Annotated in this window: 17 protein-coding genes; 14 read left to right on the top strand and 3 right to left on the bottom strand. The window is 69.9% G+C overall.

Features of this window, described 5'->3' with window-relative positions; genetic code table 11:
* The first annotated feature begins 133 nt into the window (after nucleotides 1-133).
* From ABZ027_RS41700 to ABZ027_RS41660, 9 genes are all read left to right on the top strand, one after another.
* Nucleotides 134-778, top strand: a complete 645-nt coding sequence (locus ABZ027_RS41700) for an HAD family hydrolase (protein WP_356778063.1) — start codon at nucleotides 134-136, stop codon at nucleotides 776-778.
* Between the two features lie 86 nt (nucleotides 779-864).
* Entirely contained in the window at nucleotides 865-1584 is a 720-nt protein-coding gene (locus tag ABZ027_RS41695; RefSeq protein WP_356778065.1) for a VC0807 family protein, read from the top strand.
* An 89-nt stretch (nucleotides 1585-1673) separates the two neighbouring features.
* Entirely contained in the window at nucleotides 1674-2888 is a 1215-nt protein-coding gene (locus ABZ027_RS41690) for an MFS transporter (protein ID WP_356778061.1), read from the top strand.
* The gene (locus ABZ027_RS41685) at nucleotides 2839-4011 is read left to right on the top strand and encodes an acetoin utilization protein AcuC (protein WP_356778059.1); all 1173 of its coding nucleotides are present in this window, start codon (nucleotides 2839-2841) and stop codon (nucleotides 4009-4011) included. Before ABZ027_RS41690 ends, ABZ027_RS41685 begins: the two co-directional genes overlap by 50 nt.
* Nucleotides 4012-4610: 599 nt before the next feature.
* Complete coding sequence (locus tag ABZ027_RS41680) at nucleotides 4611-5426, top strand: phosphatase (protein ID WP_356778057.1); 816 nt, start codon at nucleotides 4611-4613, stop codon at nucleotides 5424-5426.
* A 129-nt stretch (nucleotides 5427-5555) separates the two neighbouring features.
* Nucleotides 5556-5768 (top strand): helix-turn-helix domain-containing protein, encoded by a 213-nt coding sequence (locus ABZ027_RS41675; protein WP_004984898.1) that lies wholly within the window; start codon nucleotides 5556-5558, stop codon nucleotides 5766-5768.
* 152 nt (nucleotides 5769-5920) lie between these two features.
* On the top strand, nucleotides 5921-6019 hold the full coding sequence (locus tag ABZ027_RS41670) for an AURKAIP1/COX24 domain-containing protein (RefSeq protein ID WP_003948845.1): 99 nt from the start codon (nucleotides 5921-5923) through the stop codon (nucleotides 6017-6019).
* 216 nt (nucleotides 6020-6235) lie between these two features.
* Entirely contained in the window at nucleotides 6236-7297 is a 1062-nt protein-coding gene (locus tag ABZ027_RS41665) for an NAD-dependent epimerase/dehydratase family protein (protein WP_356778055.1), read from the top strand.
* A gap of 14 nt (nucleotides 7298-7311) precedes the next feature.
* Nucleotides 7312-8373, top strand: a complete 1062-nt coding sequence (locus ABZ027_RS41660) for a lysophospholipid acyltransferase family protein (protein ID WP_356778053.1) — start codon at nucleotides 7312-7314, stop codon at nucleotides 8371-8373.
* Between the two features lie 117 nt (nucleotides 8374-8490).
* Here the strand turns inward: ABZ027_RS41660 and ABZ027_RS41655 are convergent, their stop codons facing one another.
* From ABZ027_RS41655 to ABZ027_RS41645, 3 genes are all read right to left on the bottom strand, one after another.
* Nucleotides 8491-9753, bottom strand: coding sequence for a DUF5667 domain-containing protein (locus tag ABZ027_RS41655; RefSeq protein WP_356778051.1), 1263 nt, complete (start codon nucleotides 9751-9753; stop codon nucleotides 8491-8493).
* A gap of 233 nt (nucleotides 9754-9986) precedes the next feature.
* Entirely contained in the window at nucleotides 9987-10760 is a 774-nt protein-coding gene (locus ABZ027_RS41650; protein ID WP_356778049.1) for an ECF subfamily RNA polymerase sigma factor, BldN family, read from the bottom strand.
* 338 nt (nucleotides 10761-11098) lie between these two features.
* Entirely contained in the window at nucleotides 11099-12010 is a 912-nt protein-coding gene (locus ABZ027_RS41645; protein WP_356778047.1) for an HAD-IB family hydrolase, read from the bottom strand.
* Between the two features lie 103 nt (nucleotides 12011-12113).
* Here ABZ027_RS41645 and ABZ027_RS41640 point away from each other — a divergent pair, with 103 nt between their 5' ends.
* The 5 genes from ABZ027_RS41640 to ABZ027_RS41620 all read left to right on the top strand — a co-directional run bounded on the left by ABZ027_RS41640 (nucleotide 12114) and on the right by ABZ027_RS41620 (nucleotide 17864).
* Nucleotides 12114-12386: a glutaredoxin family protein gene (locus tag ABZ027_RS41640; RefSeq protein ID WP_356778045.1), complete on the top strand. Its 273-nt coding sequence runs from the start codon at nucleotides 12114-12116 to the stop codon at nucleotides 12384-12386.
* A 255-nt stretch (nucleotides 12387-12641) separates the two neighbouring features.
* A complete protein-coding gene (locus ABZ027_RS41635) occupies nucleotides 12642-13406 on the top strand; it encodes a redox-sensing transcriptional repressor Rex (RefSeq protein ID WP_356778043.1) in 765 nt (254 codons plus the stop codon).
* Nucleotides 13403-15205 carry a glutamyl-tRNA reductase gene (locus ABZ027_RS41630; RefSeq protein WP_356778041.1) on the top strand — a complete coding sequence of 601 codons (1803 nt, stop codon included), beginning with the start codon at nucleotides 13403-13405 and terminating at the stop codon, nucleotides 15203-15205. The genes ABZ027_RS41635 and ABZ027_RS41630 overlap by 4 nt, the downstream gene beginning before the upstream one ends.
* Nucleotides 15202-16161, top strand: coding sequence for a hydroxymethylbilane synthase (gene hemC / locus ABZ027_RS41625; protein ID WP_356778039.1), 960 nt, complete (start codon nucleotides 15202-15204; stop codon nucleotides 16159-16161). The genes ABZ027_RS41630 and hemC overlap by 4 nt, the downstream gene beginning before the upstream one ends.
* On the top strand, nucleotides 16158-17864 hold the full coding sequence (locus tag ABZ027_RS41620; RefSeq protein WP_356778037.1) for a bifunctional uroporphyrinogen-III C-methyltransferase/uroporphyrinogen-III synthase: 1707 nt from the start codon (nucleotides 16158-16160) through the stop codon (nucleotides 17862-17864). The genes hemC and ABZ027_RS41620 overlap by 4 nt, the downstream gene beginning before the upstream one ends.
* The last annotated feature ends 144 nt before the right edge of the window (nucleotides 17865-18008 follow it).

Raw genomic sequence — 18008 nt, 5'->3', positions numbered from 1 at the left:
GGTACTGCAGGGGGGACCCTGTGGGAGAGTAGGACGCCGCCGAACAATTATTGGGAAAACCCCCGTGCCATGGGCACGGGGGTTTTCTGCGTTTAAGGGGAGCGTCTTGACTCGGTCCTCTAGGGTCTTGGGCATGCGCTATGACCTCGTCATCTTCGACAATGATGGTGTCCTCGTCGACAGCGAGTCCATCTCCAACAAGCTCCTGGCCGGCTATCTGACCGAGCTCGGGCATACGACCTCGTACGAGGAATCCATCCGCGACTACATGGGCTCCGCCATGCACCGCATACACGAACTGGTGGAGGCGCGGAGCGGGCGGCCGTTGCCGGAGGACTTCGACGATGTCTTCCACGGGCGGGTGTTCGCCGCGTTCGAGCGGGAGTTGGAGCCGGTGGCGGGGGCAGTCGGGGTTCTCGAGAAATTGGCCGCGGACGGGACGCCGTACTGTGTGGCGTCCTCCGGGAGCCATGAGCGGATTCGGGTGGGGCATCGCAAGACCGGACTGGACCGGTGGTTCGATGGCGGGCGGATCTTCAGCTCGCAGGATGTGGGGCGGGGGAAGCCGGCTCCGGATCTGTTCCTCCACGCGGCCGAGCGGATGGGAGTCGAGCCCGCGCGGTGTGCCGTGGTGGAGGACAGTCCGCTGGGTGTGGAGGCGGCTGTCGCGGCCGGTATGGACGTGTACGGGTTCACCGCCATGACGCCGGCCGAGCGGCTTCAGGAGGCCACTCAACTCTTCTCGGACATGGGGGAGTTGCTTGACCTGCTGGTCTGACATTTGTCATGCCGAGGTCCGGACGATCGTTTCTACTCGCGTCGGCGGCTGCCCGGGAAGCTGGGAGCATGACGCAGACGAGGACGATGGCGAATACGGACACGAAGACGGACAAGAAGACCAAGCGGAACGCGTTTGTTCCGCTCGTCATGGACGTGGCGGTGCCGGTCGGGTCGTACTACCTGTTCAAGGACGGGTTCGGGATGAGCACCCTGGCCGCGCTCGGCTGGAGCAGTGTGCTGCCGGCCGCGCGGACCGGATGGAGCGCCCTGAAGGAACGGACGGTCAACGGGCTCGCCGCGCTCATTCTGTTCGTGAACGTCGCCGGACTGCTGCTGGGATTCGTCGCCGGGGATCCACGGCTGATGCTCGCCAAGGACAGCGGGGTCAGCAGCGTGGTGGGGATCGGGATCCTGGTGTCCGTGGCGCTGGGGAAGCCGGTGATGACGGCCGGTATGAAGCCGTTACTGGTGAAGGGGGACGAGCGGCGGGAGGCCGCCTGGGCTCGGTTGCAGGGTGAGTCCGCCGCCTTCCGTCGCTTCGAGCGGGTCTTCTCCGTGGTGTGGGGTGTGGTGCTGCTCGCGGAGTGTGTGGTGCGGGTCGTGGGTGCGTACACGTTGCCGGTGGACACCATGGTCTGGCTCGGGACCGTCATCATGATCGTCGCCATGGTTGTCGGCTTCCTCGTCGGCGGGGCCCTGGGCGCCGGGCCGATGGCGGCCATGCTCGAGCGGGAGTTGAAGTGCGGGGGCCAGGAGTGCTCGGACGCCGTCCCCGTGACTGCTGGTGTCGCCGTCGCCCGGTGACGAAACAAGGCTGGACGAATCAAAGCTGAGGGAAACTCATCTTTGGCTGGATCTACCCACGAGTACGCCGGGGCCCTACGCTCGCCGCCATGACAGATGTGCTGCGGCGCGGCAGGGCCTCGTTGGCGTTCAGCTTCTTCGCACAGGGCGCGGCCTTTGCTCTGTTGGTGACGAGGATCCCGGCCATCCAGGACCGGTACGGGGTGTCCGACGCCCTGTTGCCCGCGTTCCTGGCGGCCGTGCCGATCCTCGCGGGGGTCGGGAGCGTGAGCACCGAGCAGTTGGTGAAGCGCATACCGCCCAGCCGGGTGCTGCGCTGGGCCCAGCCCGTCGTGCTCCTGGCGCTGCTCGGGGTAGGGGCGGGGGACACGACGGTCGAGCTGGGTGCTTCGCTGGCCGCCTTCGGACTCGCCGTGGGTGCGCTGGACGCGTCGATGAACATGCTCGGGGTGAGCCTGCAGCGGGCGTACGGGCGCAGCATCATGCTGAGTTTCCACGCCGTGTTCAGCCTGGGCGGGATTCTGGGAGCCTCGCTGGCGTGGGTGGGGGCGCACTGGCATCTGGCGTTGTGGGTGTCGTACCTGCCGGTGGTGCTTGTGCTGTTGCCGACTGCCCTGGTGGGGAGCCGGTGGTACGTCGACGGGGGCGGGGACGGCGATGTGTCGGGGGAGAAGAGCGAGGGCGGGGCCCTCGCCTTCAAGATGCTCCTGCCGCTGTGTCTGGTGATGTGTTTCGCGTACATCGGGGACTCGACCGTCTCCAACTGGAGCGCGAAGTATCTGCAGGACGTGCTGGGCAGCAGTGAGCAGCTGGCGACCGTGCCGTACAACGTGTACATGGTGACCACGCTGCTGGGGCGGGCCATCGGGGACCTCGGGGTGCGGCGGTTCGGGGCGGTCGCGGTCGTACGGGTGGGGGCGATGGTGGCGGCCGTCGGGTTCGCCGTGGTCGCGGTGGCGCCGGGGCCGTGGGTGGGGATGCTCGGGTTCACGTTGTTGGGGCTCGGGTTGTGTGTCCTGGTGCCGCAGACGTTCGCGGCGGCCGGGCGGCTGTTTCCGGGGGCGTCCGATGCGGCTGTCGCTCGGCTCAATGTCTTCAACTACGTGGGTTTCTTGATCGGTTCGCCGCTCGTGGGGGCGCTGGGGGACACCTGGAGCTACCGCGGGGCCATGCTCGTGCCGATGGTGTTGGTGCTGGTGACGCTCGTGTACGCCCGCTCGTTCGCCGCTCGACCGGACCGATACGGTGGCGGGCATGAGCGGCCGCGGACAGCTGATGTGGGACGAGGCAGTAACGGGATATGACTTCGGTCCGGACCATCCGATGGATCCGGTTCGGCTCGCCCTGACCTGGAGGCTCCTTCAGGCCTTCGGGCTTGACCGGGAGATGGAGGTCGTGGCTGCCAAGCCGGCCGGGGAGTCGACGCTGCGGCTGGTGCACCGGGAGGACTACGTCGAAGCCGTGAAGGCGGCTTCGGCGACGCCCCGGGCTGCCGACGGGGCGTACGGGCTGGGGACTCTGGACGATCCCGCGTTCGCCGGGATGCACGAGGTGTCCGCGCTGATCGCCGGGCAGTCGGTGGGGGCCGCGGAGGCCGTGTGGCGGGGGGACGCGCTGCACGCGGTGAACTTCGCCGGCGGGTTGCATCATGCGATGCCCGGGGGCGCTTCGGGGTTCTGCATCTACAACGACGCGGCGCTGGCTATCGCACGTCTGCTGGAGCTCGGGGCCGAGCGGGTGGCCTATGTGGATGTCGACGTGCATCACGGGGACGGGGTGCAGGCGGCGTTCTGGGAGGACCCGCGGGTTCTGACGGTCTCGCTGCATGAGCATCCGCGTACGTTGTTCCCGCAGACCGGGTGGCCGGAGGAGACCGGGGCGGAGTGTGCGGAGGGATCGGCGGTGAATGTCGCGTTGCCGGCGGGGACCGGGGACGCGGGGTGGCTGCGGGCGTTCCACGCCGTGGTGCCTGAGGTGATCGCGGACTTTCGGCCTCAGGTGCTGGTGACTCAGCACGGGGCCGATACGCACTTCGAGGATCCGTTGGCGCACCTGGCTGTGTCGCTCGACGCGCAGCGGGCTGTGCAGGTTGCCTGTCATGACCTGGCGCACGAGTACGCCGATGGGCGCTGGGTGGCGCTGGGTGGCGGCGGTTACGCGGTGGTGGACGTCGTGCCACGGTCCTGGACGCACCTGGTGGGGATCGCGGCGGGGCGGCCGGTGTCGCCGGAGACGGTGATTCCGGAGTCGTGGCGGCAGGAGGTGTTTGCCCGGACCCGGCAGTTGGGACCGGGGCGGATGACTGACGGGCGGTGGCCGGTGTCCTGGGCGGGGTGGGAGGAGGGGTACGACCCCGCGGACCGGGTGGACCAGGCGGTGGTCGCTGCGCGGCGGGCGGTGTTTCCGTTGCGGGGGCTCTTGGCTTAGGTGCGCGCGGGTTTCGCCCCCGCCGCCCTTACCCGTCCCATCCCGGGGGCTGCGCCCCTGGACCCATCCCGGGGGCTGCGCCCCTGGACCCTGCCCGGGGCTGCGCCCCCGGACCCTGCCCGGGGCTGCGCCCCTGGACCCTGCCCGGGGCTGCGCCCCCGGACCCCGCCCGGGGCTGCGCCCCAGACCCCGCCGGGGCTGCGCCCCCGGACTCCGGCTCTCGGTGAAGGCTCCGCACCCGGACCCAGTGCGGCTCCTCACCCGGGCCCCAGCGGGGCTGGACCTGGCCCCCAGTGGGGCCGCACCCCTTGACCCCAGCGCGGCTGGACCTGGACCTCGCCGGGGAACCGCCCCCGGCGCATGATCCCCCTCTGACCCAGGCGCTGACTGGACTCCGTGAGCCCCAGTGGCTCAACCCTCGGCTCGACGGCAGTCCTCGGCGGGACTTGTTCCTGGGGGCTCGGGTACTCGCGGGTGGGCCGTCGCGTGGAGCTCGCTCTGTTCGCCGGGCGGGGCTTGGGTTTTCGGGGTTACGCCGACTGTGGTGTGTTTTCTCGTTCGTGTCGTGAGAGTGGGGTTGGTGCGACAGCATCACTGGGGTGTTGAGCACTGGGGCGATGCGGGCTCATCTTCTGGCTGCTCGGTTGGCTGGGAGCGTGGCTACCTCGCGGGAGGAGAGTCTTCGGAGTTATCGGCTGTTCGCCGCTCGTGATCCTCGGGTTCTGATCGGGATTGATCCCGAATGGCCTTGGGGTGAGCGAGAATTGATCGAGTTGATGGCGGACAAGTGTGGAGTTTCGGCCGATCCGGGGCATACATCTGGTCATGACGTGATTGATCCGGAGCGGACGCTGAAAGCTCTGGACGCCTTCGCGGAGCGGCTCGCGGCGGCGGCCGAACGGGGCGGGCCCGTGCTGTTCGGCACCGGGCACCCGCATCGGCTGCTCGGCTTCTACGCCGCCTTGGCGGACGCGCTGTCGGCGGCTGGATGTGCCGTCCTCACCCCAGCGCAGGGTCACTCTGTCGACATAACGACCCAGTTCGGTCTACGTACGTACGACCTTGACTACGTACGAGGGGTCGCGCTGGTACGGGAACCCGACGCGTCGAACTCCGGTCGCCGGGCCGGCGCGCACACGCATTCACCGCTCCCGGTTCGCACCGCGCTGGCGGCGGCCGCCGATGCCGGCGGGCCTCTGCCCGAGCTCGTCATCGGGGACCACGGGTGGGTCTGCGGAGCAGGTCAGCTGGGGTTTGAGGCCATTGGGCTGGCGGATACCGACGACCCCGCGCTGTTCGTGGGGGAGGCCGAGGGGGTGGTGTCCGTCGTCGTTCCACTTGATGACGCCGTGCGGGCCGTTCACTACCTGCCGCTCACCCGCTACGTACTCAATCGCGCGTGTCTGTCACAGTAGGCCGCCGATGGGTGCACCTCTTCCCCACTTGCATCACCCGCCCCTACATTGGGGAGTGAGCACGCAACGACGAAGAGTCACCGGAAGGGGAAGCCGGTGGCCGTCGAGTGCGGAAGGTTCAGGTGTGTCATGGCTGCAGCTGGCGAGAGGCCTCTGAACGAGGTTCAGTTCCTTACCGTGGCGGAAGTCGCCTCGGTGATGCGAGTGTCGAAGATGACCGTGTACCGGCTGGTGCACAGCGGTCATCTGCCCGCTATCCGGGTGGGGCGGTCCTTCCGCGTCCCCGAGCAAGCGGTTCACGAGTACCTCCGTGAGAGCTATGTGGGGGTGGAAACCGCCTGACGACGACGGGCCGGGGACGCCTCAGGGCAGGTCAGGGCCTCCCCGGCACCTCGATTACGACCTCAGCGCTCGGGCGGGTAGGCTAACCCCTCGTAGGTCGTATGGGCCCATGGCGCCCAGCACCGAGTGATGAGAAGTGAGCGAGGGTAGTCGTGGGCTCTGTTATCAAGAAGCGGCGCAAGCGGATGGCCAAGAAGAAGCACCGCAAGCTGCTCAAGCGCACGCGCGTTCAGCGTCGCAACAAGAAGTAAGCGACGCCGCGTAAGAAGCGTGTCTGTGGCCCCCCACCACACCGGTGGGGGGCCACACGCGTATCCGGACACCGTGAGCCGGAGTTGTCCGGCCGTATGTCTGTGTGAGCCGTCACTTGGTGCATCGGGCGGTCATCACAGCGCAACACCGACCCGCTAAGTTGGCCGTACACGGGGACTCGGCGGAGTACGAGGGTTGGAAGGAAGGCGCTGATCTTGGGCAATGTCGTGCTGGTGACCGGGGTGGCCCGTCAACTGGGGGGCCGGTTCGTACGACGGATCCAGCGTGACCCGCAGGTGGACCGGGTCATCGCCGTGGACGCGGTTCCGCCCGAGCACCATCTGGGCGGCGCCGACTTCATCCAGGCCGATCTGCGGCAGCCCACCATCGCGCGGGTGCTCGCGGAGACGGCCGCCGACACGGTCGTCCACCTGGACGTGACCGCGACCGCGCTCGGCAGCGGCAGCCGGACCTCGGTCAAGGAGACCAACGTCATCGGCACCATGCAGCTGCTCGGTGCCTGTCAGAAGTCCCCGACGGTCCAGCGGCTCGTGGTGAAGTCCAGTACGAACGTCTACGGGTCCGCGCCCCGGGACCCGGCCGTGTTCACCGAGACCACCTCGGCCAAGTCGCTGCCCAGTGGCGGGTTCGCGAAGGACACCGTCGAGGTCGAGGGATATGTGCGCGGGTTCGCCCGGCGGCGGCCCGACGTCGCGGTGTGCGTGCTGCGGTTCGCCAACATCCTCGGTCCGACCGCGGACACCCCGCTCGCCTCGTACTTCTCGCTGCCGGCTCTGCCGACCGTGCTGGGCTACGACCCGCGACTGCAGTTCGTGCACGAGGACGACGTGATCGAGGTGCTGCGGATCTCCTCGCACGAGCCGGCGCGGGGCACGCTCAACAGCGGCACTTTCAACATCGCCGGAGATGGTGTGCTGTTGCTGTCGCAGTGTGCGCGGCGGCTCGGCCGGCCCACCGTGCCCCTGCTGCTGCCTGCCGTCACCTGGGCGGGCTCGCTGGTGCGTACGCTGGGTATGACGGACTTCTCGCCCGAGCAGATCCGGCTGCTGACCCATGGCCGCGTCGTGTCGACGGTCCAGATGCGGGAGACGCTGGGGTTCCAGCCGAAGTACACGACGGCGGAGACCTTCGCGGAGTTCGCGCGCAGCCGCGGCCCCGGACTCCTGCCGCCCGAGACCGTGGCCGGGACTGTCGACCGGATCGCCGCCCTGCCCTTCGTGGGCGGCGGCCACCCCCCGACGCAGAGCGCCAACTGAGGAGCGCATCAACGATGGCGGACGCCAAGGTCATCCCGTTCGACGACGACCGGTCCCGCGGGAGTGCCGCGCAGCGGCCGCCGCGGCGCCGGAGTGCGGGCAGTCGGCGCAACCACACGGAATCTCCGCTGGTCCGCGAGGTCCAGCCCCTGCCGAGCAGGGCGCCCGCGCAGGATGATGTTCCTGTGACCGGTGAGGAACAGCCGCCTGAGCAGGCGCACGACGACAGCGGACCCGACGGCCTGGAAGCGCGTGTCGCGGGCGGCCTCGCCTTTCTGCGCCGCCGCCTCACCGGTGACTACGAGGTCGACGACTTCGGCTACGACGAGGAGTTGACCGACCAGGTTCTGATGTCCCTGTTGCGGCCGGTGTACGAGAAGTACTTCAGGGTCGAGGTGAAGGGCGTCGAGAACATCCCGGCGAAGGGCGGTGCCCTGATCGTCGCCAACCACTCGGGGACGATCCCGCTGGACGGCCTGATGATGCAGGTCGCCGTTCACGACCACCACCCCGATGACCGTCATCTTCGGCTGCTGGCGGCGGACCTGGTCTTCATGCTGCCGGTGGTAAACGAGCTGGCCCGCAAGCTCGGTCACACGCTGGCCTGCGCGGAGGACGCGGAACGGCTGCTGGCCCAGGGCGAGCTGGTCGGGGTGATGCCGGAGGGCTTCAAGGGCATCGGCAAGCCCTTCAGCGAGCGCTACAAGCTTCAGCGGTTCGGCCGCGGCGGTTTCGTCTCCACGGCGCTGCGGCAGGGCGCGCCGATCATCCCCTGCTCCATCGTCGGGGCCGAGGAGATCTACCCGATGATCGGTAACGCCAAGACGCTGGCCCGCGTCCTGGGCTTCCCGTACTTCCCGCTCACGCCGACCTTTCCCTGGCTCGGTCCGCTGGGCGCGATCCCGCTGCCGACCAAGTGGACGATCCAGTTCGGTGAGCCGATCCGCACGGACGGCTATCCGCCGGAGGCCGCCGAGGACCCGATGCTGATGTTCAACCTGACCGACCAGGTCAGGGAGCAGATCCAGCACACGTTGTACAAACTGCTGGTGCAGCGGCGGTCGGTGTTCTTCTGACGGCGGTTCCGCACAGGCGCCTTCAGCGCGCGTACGGCGATGGGGGCGCCCTCCTGAGAGGGGCGCCCCCATCGCCGTAGGGACCGCAGGGACGACCAGGGGCCCGGGCCTGCCGAACTACTGGTCCTCTTCGCCGTCGATGCCCAGTCCGGGGAGAAGGCCGGGGAGCAGGGGCGGGAGGGTGACGTCCGGTTCGGTGGTGGGCGGGACGGTGGTGGACGGGGTGATGCTGCCGGTGTCCTTGGAGGGGTCCAGGAGACCGCCGGTGTTGCCGCCGAGCAGGCCTTCCTCCTCGCCGGTGGAGCCGGCCGACCTGCTGGGGGTGTGGCTGCCGGTGCCGGTGGATGAGCCGCTGTCGTCGGAGGAGCTGCCGCCGCCGGTACGGGGCGTAGAGGAGCGGGCGGAACCGGACGAGGCGTCGGAGGACGCCGTTCCGGAGCCCTGCCGTCGTCCGTCGTCACCGTGGCCCCCGGCCGGGGGACGGGGGAGGAGGGACTGCAGCGGGGCGACCTCGTCGTCTATGGCGTCGAAGACCGACGACACCTGCTGACTCACGTCACCGAGCTGCACGGGAAGCCTGTCGCGGAGCGCGCCCCAGGCATCACGGTGCGAGCGGGAGAAGGCGTCGAGGGCCTGGATGGGGCCCAGGGAGTCCGGGTCGCGTTGGTAGGCCGCCGTCAGCAGGCGGTGGCCCTCGGACGCGTCGTGCTGCATGCCGGACAGGGCGCGGCGGATCTCGCCGAGGGACTCGTGGTCGAGATGGCCGCCACGATCGCGCTCCATCAACCGGCGGGCCTCGCTCAGGCGGGTGGAAGCCTGGTCGAGGTAGGCCACGCCACGTTCGTCGTCGCCCTCGGACAGGTGGTTGAGCTTGAAGTCCTCGATGCCCCGTTTCAGGCCGTACAGCGAATCACCGGGCAGGGCGTCCGAGCTGGCGGCTGCGATGCCGCCGAAGGCGCCCGCGGCGACTCCGACGCTGAGCCCGCCCGCGGCAAGGCCCTTGGCCAGGCGGGAACGCGGTCGGAACTTCCCCAGCGGACTCGCCCGGTGGGAGCCCCGCGCCCGAGCGGAACGCTGCTCGGGAACCGACGTGTCCGTCGCCCCGCCGCCCGCTGCCGTGCCCTCCAGGAGCATGGCCTCCATGGCTGCCACGAGCTGGGCCCGTTGGACGACTTTGACCTCGGGATCCATCTGTGGCTTGGGCAGCTCGCCGAGACACGCTGCGAGGGCCGCCAGACGGCCCTGCTCGGTCTGTTCCGCAGCAGCCGGGGACGGCGGGGGTCCTTCGGACTGCTCGGCCGCCGTGCCCCGGTCGGACTGCTCCTCCAGGGCCTGGGCGAAGGCGTTCGCCCGCCGGTGCGCCGAAACGTTCGCGATCACAGGCGGCACCTCCTCTCGTCATGACGATCGGCTCCCCAGGGGGTCCTGAGGGTCGCACGCCCTGACCACAAGCACACGATCGGGTGATCGAAGTCGGCCAGGGAGTGACCACAGGGAGCCTGCATCCCGCACAACGAGTGGCGCGGCACTTGGGTTACGGACGGCGGATGATCGGATCGGGGAGCCAACGGACTTTCACCCGCTGCGAGTTGAGGGTCACCGAGCGTGCGCGGTCAGTGCGCGTCGTCCGGGAGGAGCCGGGCGAGGGTGCGGACGGCCCGGTACTGGAGGGTCTTGATGGCCCCCTCGTTCTTGCCCATCACACGGGCGGTCTCGGCGACGGACAGCCCCTGCAGGAACCGAAGGGTCACGCACTCCTGCTGCTGTGGATTGAGCCGCCGTACGGCGTCGAGGAGCGCGGCGTTGGAGAGGGACTCCAGGACGGAGTCCTCGGGGGAGCGTTCGACCTCGTTGGCGTCGAGCATCTCTCCGGTGGTCACCTCGAGCCGGAAGCGGCTCGACTTGAAGTGGTCGGCGACCAGGTTGCGGGCGATCGTCACCAGCCAGGCGCCGAAGTCGCGGCCCTGCCAGGTGAAGGTGCCGATGCGGCGCAGGGCGCGCAGGAAGGTCTCGCTGGTGAGGTCCTCGGCGGTGGCTTTGCCTCCCACGCGGTAGTAGATGTACCGGTACACGGTGTCGCTGTACTGGTCGTAGAGGCGGCCGAAGGCGTCGGACTCGCCGGCCTGGGCGCGTTCCACCAGGTCCATCATGCGGGCGCTGTCACTGTCCGCGGCGGGACGGCGGACGGGGGCGGCGCCGGACGAACGCCCTCGTCTGCCGACGGCGGCGCTCCCGTCGGCGAGTGCGTAGCACGGGCCGACGGGGGCAGTGGCAACGGCGAGGGCGGGGGCGGCGTACGCGGTGGGGACGAAGCCGCGCAACAGGTCTTGGACCGTTGCGCGCAGCGTAGCCAGGCCCGAGGCGTCAACCCCGACGTGTGGGTACACGGGACTCCCAGAGGCAGAGCTTCCAACACGTGCAGTGCGGAACCGTTCACCCGTCGTAGCGACGGAAGGGGATCCGGATTGCGTCTGAGGAGAATAACGCTTAGTGCAGGCCCTGTTACACGCAGTTGCTAAAATCATCGATTACGTCGCTTCTGTAACCGATTGACGCCCGATCGAGTGCCGGGCCGTGATCGATTGCTGATCGAAATGGCCCGTATTAGGTCCCGGTCCGGGGCGTGTTGTGGCCGTGTGCAGCCAACGTGACTGGACAGCCGGGTGCGGGGGGACCGAGCTGGGACTCGGTCGTCAGCGACGGTGCTTGTGCAGGGCGATCGCCGTCAGCGACGGCGCTTGTGCAGGGCGATCGCCGCCGCCGTACCGCCCGCCACCGCGCCCACACCGGCCGCCGCCGGGATTCCGACCTTCGCCGCCTTGCGGCCCGTGCGGTAGTCGCGCAGGCGCCACTCCAGTTGACGGGCGTGCTTGCGCAGCTTGCTGTCCGGGTTGATCGCGTAGGGGTGGCCGACCAGGGACAGCATCGGGATGTCGTTGTGCGAGTCGCTGTAGGCCGCGCAGCGGGAGAGGTTCAGCCCCTCCGCCGTGGCCAGGGCGCGGACCGCCTCCGCCTTGGCGGGGCCGTGCAGGGGCTCGCCGACCAGCTTGCCCGTGTAGACGCCGTCGACCGACTCGGCGACCGTGCCCAGCGCGCCCGTCAGGCCCAGGCGGCGGGCGATCACCTGGGCGATCTCCACCGGCGCCGCTGTGACCAGCCACACCCTTTGGCCCGCGTCGAGGTGCGCCTGCGCGAGGGCCCGGGTGCCCGGCCAGATGCGCTCGGCCATGTACTCGTCGTAGATCTCCTCGCCGATCGACTGCAGCTCGGCGACGCGGTGGCCCTTGACGATGGACAGCGCGGAGTCCCGGGCCTCCTGCATGTGCTCCGGGTCCTCGACGCCGGCCAACCGGAACCACGCCTGCTGCCAGGCGAACTTCGCCAGGTCGCGGGTCTCGAAGAACTTCCGCTTGTACAGGCCCCGCCCGAAGTGGAACAGCGCGGCACCCTGCATCACCGTGTTGTCCAGGTCGAAGAAGGCGGCGGCGTGTGCGTCGCCGTGCACCGGGAACTCCGGCTCCTCGCCGGAGACGTCCTGGGTGGACTTGCGCGCTGCCTCCGCCGAGGCCTCGCCTGCCAGCACGCTGCGTGCCGTGGCGGAGCGCCTACGGGGGGTGAGCCATCCGAGAGCGGCCATGGCGTGAGCATAGCCATTCTGTTCGGTGGTTCCGGAGTCGTGGGGTTTGGAGGCTGTGAACTCTCCGCGACCGCGCCGTTAAACAAGCGGGAGAATGGACGACATGACTCCACTCTTCCGCCGTAGCGGACCCGCCCCGCAGGACCGGCTTGTGACACTTATCCGGAAGCCTGGGTGCCATTTGTGTGACGACGCACAGGTGATAGTGGAGAAGGTGTGTGACGAGCTCGGCGTTTCCTGGGAGCAGAAGGACATCACCGAGGACGCCCAGCTGCATGACCAGTACTGGGAGCAGATTCCGGTCGTCCTCGTCGACGGCGAACAGCACACTTTCTGGCGTGTGAACGAGGGACGCCTTCGCAAAGCATTGGCTTAGGATCGACGACGAACAGGTCTCGGGGGCGGGGATCGTAGAGGAGAGTGGGCGGTTTTGCCCCCAGGAGAGAAGGAACGGCGGTGCGTGTGCGCCGGTTCCACGTCAGTGCGCCGGGGGCGCGTGACCCCGGTCACGTTGACCGGGCAAAACGGACACCATCTTTGTGCACGCGTTCACAAAGACATAGCCTGCTGTCGACGGGGCGGTCTGGGGACGTGTGACCGCCTGCAGCCCCGCTCTACCCGCAGGAGCACCGTGGCAACTGGCCGAACTCACCGACCGGCGACCCGCAGCCGAGGGATTCCCGAGGCCACCGTCGCCCGGCTTCCGCTGTATCTCCGCGCGCTGACCGGCCTCTCGGAGCGCTCGGTGCCCACGGTCTCCTCCGAGGAGCTCGCGGCCGCCGCCGGAGTCAACTCCGCGAAGCTGCGCAAGGACTTCTCGTACCTGGGTTCGTACGGCACCCGTGGTGTCGGCTACGACGTCGAGTATCTCGTCTACCAGATCTCCCGTGAGCTGGGGCTGACCCAGGACTGGCCGGTAGTGATCGTCGGCATCGGCAACCTCGGCGCCGCCCTGGCCAACTACGGCGGGTTCGCCTCCCGTGGATTCCGGGTCGCCGCGCTCATCGACGCCGACCCCGCGATGGCCGGAAAGCCGGTGGCCGGGATCCCCGTCCAGCACACCGACGAACTCGAGAAGATCATCGACGACAACGGCGTGTCGATCGGCGTGATCGCCACGCCCGCCGGCGCCGCCCAGCAGGTCTGCGAACGACTCGTGGCCGCCGGGGTCACCTCCATCCTGAACTTCGCGCCGACCGTGCTGTCCGTGCCGGACGGCGTCGACGTGCGCAAGGTCGACCTCTCCATCGAGCTGCAGATCCTCGCCTTCCACGAGCAGCGCAAGGCCGGTGAGGAGGCCGCCGCCGCGGACGGCGCGATCCCGACCGCGGCCGCGCGCAAGCGCTCCGCAGACAAGGGACCAGACGGGGACGTCCCCGCCGTGATGCCGGCATGAGTCTCCTCGTCGTCGGGCTGAGCCACCGCAGCGCCCCGGTCAGCGTGCTGGAACGGGCCGCGTTGAACGCGGACGCCCAGATCAAGCTGCTCCAGGACACGGTCGCCGCCGAACCGGCCGCCGAGGCCGCGGTGCTCGCCACCTGCAACCGCATCGAGCTGTACGCCGACGTGGACAAGTTCCACGCCGGTGTCGCCGAGCTGTCCACGCTGCTCGCCCAGCACAGCGGGGTCGGCCTGGAGGAGCTCACTCCCTATCTCTATGTGCACTACGAGGACCGGGCCGTCCACCACCTCTTCTCGGTGGCCTGCGGGCTCGACTCGATGGTCGTCGGCGAGGGGCAGATCCTCGGTCAGATAAAGACCGCCCTGGCGAAAGCCCAGGACCTGCACACCACCGGGCGACTCCTGAACGACCTGTTCCAGCAGGCCCTGCGGGTCGGCAAGCGCGCCCACTCCGAGACCGGCATCGACCGCGCCGGACAGTCCCTGGTCACCTTCGGACTGGAACAGCTGGCGACCGGTACGGCGATCGAGACCTGGGCCCGCGGCAAGCGGGCGCTGGTCATCGGGGCCGGCTCGATGTCCTCGCTGGCGGCGGCCACGCTCGCCCGGGCCGGGGTCGCCGAGATCGTCGTCGCCAACCGCACCCCCGACCGCGCCGAGCGTCTCGCACAGATACTGGCCGAGGGCGACGACACGGACGTGCTGGCCCGCGCGGTCCCGATGGAATCGGTGCCGGTCGAGCTGACACGTGCTGATGTCGCCGTCTCCTGCACCGGGGCGACGGGGCTGGTGCTCTCCGCCGAGGCGATCGCGGACGCGGTGCGGGGGCGTGGCTCCGAGGGTGGCGACGGGGTCGGCGTGGGGCAGCAGTCCGGTGCGGGTCAGCCGGGTGCGGGTCAGTCTGGCGCGGGTCAGCCGGGTGCGGGCCAGTCGGACTCGGGCTCTACGAGTGCTTCGGCCCACCTGCCGCCCACCAGCCTCGGCACCGAGGAGGGCTGTCCGCTCGACCTGCCCGCCGTACCGGCGACCGCCGGGTTCTCCGTGCTCGGCGAGGCCGCCGTGGCCGGGATGGCCGCCTCCGATCTGGAACAGCACGCCGCCTGGGTGGACAACGGCACCTCGCGTCATCAGAGCGCCCCTCCCGCCGGCCTCGTCACCACGCTCGACCCGGCCGAGGAGACGGAAACCATCGCCGCGCTCGCCGCCACCGCGGCCGTCATCGGGCGGGTGCCCGAGCGACGCAAGCCCGAACCGGTCGCCGAGATCCCGCGCCCCGAGCCCACGCTCTTCCTGCTCGACCTCGCCATGCCGCGCGACATCGACGCGGCCGTGCACCGGCTGACCGGGGTGCGGCTGGTCGACATCGAGTCGCTGGCCGAGGCCTCCGCCGACGCTCCCATGGCGGCCGACGTCGACCAGGTCCGCCGTATCGTCGCCGACGAGGTCACGGCCTTCGGGGCGGCGCTGCGGGCCGCCCACATCACGCCGACCGTGGTCGCCCTGCGCACCATGGCCGCCGACGTGGTCGCCGGTGAGATAGCCCGGCTCGACGGCCGGCTGCCCGGGCTCGACGACAAGCAGCGCGGCGAGATCACGCAGACCGTCAAGCGCGTGGTCGACAAGCTGCTGCACGCGCCGACCGTGCGGGTCAAGCAGCTCGCGGCCGAGCCCGGCGGCGCCGGGTACGCGGACGCGCTGCGCACCCTGTTCGATCTCGACCCCGAGACGGTGGCCTCCGTCTCCCGCGCCGAGGACAGCACCGAGAACAACGCCAAGAACCGAGGGCCGGCATGAGTAGCAAGGCATTGAGGCTCGGGACCAGGCGCAGCAGGCTCGCCATGGCCCAGTCCGGACAGGTGGCGAAAGCCGTGAGCCAGGTGACCGGACGGCCCGTCGAGCTCGTCGAGATCACCACGTACGGTGACACCTCGCGCGAGCAGCTCGCGCAGATCGGCGGCACCGGTGTCTTCGTGACCGCGTTGCGCGAGGCACTGCTCAAGGACGAGATCGACGTGGCGGTTCATTCGCTGAAGGACCTCCCCACCGGGCAGCCCGACCAGCTCTCTCTGGTCGCCGTCCCGGCGCGCGAGGACCCCCGGGACGTCATCGTCGCCCGGGACGCCCTGAAGCTCACGGACCTGCCGCGCGGGGCCCGGATCGGTACCGGCTCACCGCGCCGGATGGCCCAGCTGAACGCGTACGCCCGCGGCCACGGACTGGACATCGAGACGGTCCCGATCCGCGGCAACGTCGACACCCGCATCGGGTACGTCCAGGGCGGTGAGCTGGACGCCGTCGTCCTGGCCGCCGCCGGACTGAGCCGGATCGGCCGGATCGACGAAGTGACCGACTTCCTGTCGGTCGACACGGTTTTGCCCGCTCCCGGCCAGGGAGCACTCGCGATCGAGTGTGCCGCGGACAACGCGGTCCTGATCGCAGCGCTCGGTGAGCTCGACGACCCGTTCACACGGGTCGCCGTGACCGCCGAACGGTCACTGCTCGCCGCCCTGGAGGCCGGCTGCAGCGCCCCTGTGGGTGCGCTGGCCGACCTGCTGGCCGACGGGCAGATTGTCAAAGAAATGCGCCTGCGCGGCGTCGTCGGTACGACCGACGGCTCGCGGATGGTGCAGCTGTCCACCACCGGTCCCGTGCCCGAGACGTACGACCAGGCAATGGCGCTCGGTCGCGAACTCGCTGCCGAGATGCTTGCCCAGGGCGCGGCCGGTCTGATGGGGGAGCAAGCACAGTGAGCCCCACCACTCTTCCCGCCGGTCCTGAACACGGGCACGTCACCTTCCTCGGTGCCGGACCCGGAGATCCGGGACTACTGACTCTGCGCGCCGTCGAGGCGCTGGCGAACGCGGACGTCCTCGTCGCCGAGCACGAAGTGCTCGACGTCGTACGCACGCATGCCAGGTCCGGTGTCGCCGTCGTGAACACGGACTCGGACCCCTTCGCGGGTCCGCATCCGGGCACAGGCGCGCCTCAACTGACGGTCGTTGACGGTGCGTCAACGACCGCTGGCAACCCCGCCGTGCGGGATGCCGCACATCTTGTCATGGAGGCCGCGCGGGGCGGCAGGCGGGTCGTCCGTGCGGTGACCGGGGACCCCGGGCTCGACACGTACGCCGCCGAGGAGATGCTGGCCTGCGCCGCCGCGGGGGTTCCCTTCGAGGTCGTGCCGGGTGTCGCGGCGGCCGTGGGCGTCCCCGCCTACGCCGGTGTGCCCCTGCGGGACGCCGAGGGTGCCGACGTCCGGTTCGTGGACGCGCGGACGGCCTCCGACCGGTGCTGGACGGAGGTGGGGGCGTCGGACGGGACGGTTGTCGTGTCGACGACCCTCGACTCCGTCGCGGTGGCCGCCGGTGAACTGGTGTCCGCCGGGCGCAAGCCCGACACCCCGTTGACGGTCACGGTCGCCGGTACGACCACCCGTCAGCGGACCTGGACGGCGACCCTGGGGACCATCGCCCAGACGCTGAAGCAGGCCAAGGTGCTGCCCTCCCCGGAGGGCGGCCGGCCGGTGATAGCCGTGGTCGGTGAGCGGTCCGCCCCGGCTCGGCGTGAGCAGCTCTCGTGGTTCGAGTCCAAGCCGCTGTTCGGGTGGCGGGTTCTCGTACCGCGTACGAAGGAGCAGTCGGCGTCGCTCTCCGACCAGTTGCGGTCCTACGGGGCCGTGCCGCACGAGGTGCCGACGATCGCTGTCGAGCCGCCGCGGACGCCGCAGCAGATGGAACGGGCGGTCAAGGGGCTTGTGACGGGCCGCTACGAGTGGATCGCCTTCACCTCCGTGAACGCGGTCAAGGCGGTGCGGGAGAAGTTCGAGGAGTACGGGCTCGACGCGCGCGCCTTCGCGGGGATCAAGGTCGCCGCGGTGGGGGAGCAGACCGCGAAGGCGCTGGTCGCGTTCGGGGTGAAGCCGGATCTGGTGCCGAGTGGGGAGCAGTCGGCGGCGGGGTTGCTGGAAGACTGGCCTCCGTACGACCCGGTGTTCGACCCGATCGACCGGGTGTTCCTGCCGCGTGCCGACATCGCCACCGAGACGCTGGTGGCGGGCCTCATCGAGCTCGGGTGGGAGGTCGACGACGTCACGGCCTACCGGACCGTGCGGGCCTCGCCTCCGCCTGCGGAGACTCGGGAGGCGATCAAGGGCGGTGGGTTCGACGCCGTTCTGTTCACGTCGTCGAGCACGGTGCGGAACCTGGTGGGTATCGCCGGGAAGCCGCACAACGTGACCGTGATCGCGTGTATCGGGCCTGCTACGGCGAAGACGGCCGAGGAACATGGTCTCCGGGTGGACGTGATGGCTCCCGAGCCGTCGGTGCACAGACTGGCCGAGGCGCTTGCCGACTTCGGGCAGCGGCGGCGGGCCGCGGCGGTGGAGGCGGGGGATCCGGTGACTCGGCCCAGTGAGCGGCGGCCGGGGGCTCGGCGGCGGCGTACGACGACCTGACGCGGCGCGGTGTCGGTGCGGTGCCTGCGGCGGCCTGCGGGCGTTTGGGGGGGGGTGTAGCGCCTGCGGGTCGGTGGGGGGGCGGGGCCGGGTCGGGGGTGTCCGTGCTCTTTTGTAATTCTGGGCCTCCGGGGCGTAGTTGTT

The organism is Streptomyces sp. NPDC006332 (assembly GCF_040612855.1).
Taxonomy (GTDB): domain Bacteria; phylum Actinomycetota; class Actinomycetes; order Streptomycetales; family Streptomycetaceae; genus Streptomyces.
This window is presented reverse-complemented; position numbering and strand designations above follow the sequence as displayed.

Coding starts and splice junctions, on each gene's coding strand:
- ABZ027_RS41700 (WP_356778063.1), top strand. CDS start 134: ATGCGCTATGACCTCGTCATCTTCGACAATGATGGTGTCCTCGTCGAC.
- ABZ027_RS41695 (WP_356778065.1), top strand. CDS start 865: ATGGCGAATACGGACACGAAGACGGACAAGAAGACCAAGCGGAACGCG.
- ABZ027_RS41690 (WP_356778061.1), top strand. CDS start 1,674: ATGACAGATGTGCTGCGGCGCGGCAGGGCCTCGTTGGCGTTCAGCTTC.
- ABZ027_RS41685 (WP_356778059.1), top strand. CDS start 2,839: ATGAGCGGCCGCGGACAGCTGATGTGGGACGAGGCAGTAACGGGATAT.
- ABZ027_RS41675 (WP_004984898.1), top strand. CDS start 5,556: ATGGCTGCAGCTGGCGAGAGGCCTCTGAACGAGGTTCAGTTCCTTACC.
- ABZ027_RS41660 (WP_356778053.1), top strand. CDS start 7,312: ATGGCGGACGCCAAGGTCATCCCGTTCGACGACGACCGGTCCCGCGGG.
- ABZ027_RS41645 (WP_356778047.1), bottom strand. CDS start 12,010: ATGGCCGCTCTCGGATGGCTCACCCCCCGTAGGCGCTCCGCCACGGCA.
- ABZ027_RS41640 (WP_356778045.1), top strand. CDS start 12,114: ATGACTCCACTCTTCCGCCGTAGCGGACCCGCCCCGCAGGACCGGCTT.
- ABZ027_RS41630 (WP_356778041.1), top strand. CDS start 13,403: ATGAGTCTCCTCGTCGTCGGGCTGAGCCACCGCAGCGCCCCGGTCAGC.
- hemC (WP_356778039.1), top strand. CDS start 15,202: ATGAGTAGCAAGGCATTGAGGCTCGGGACCAGGCGCAGCAGGCTCGCC.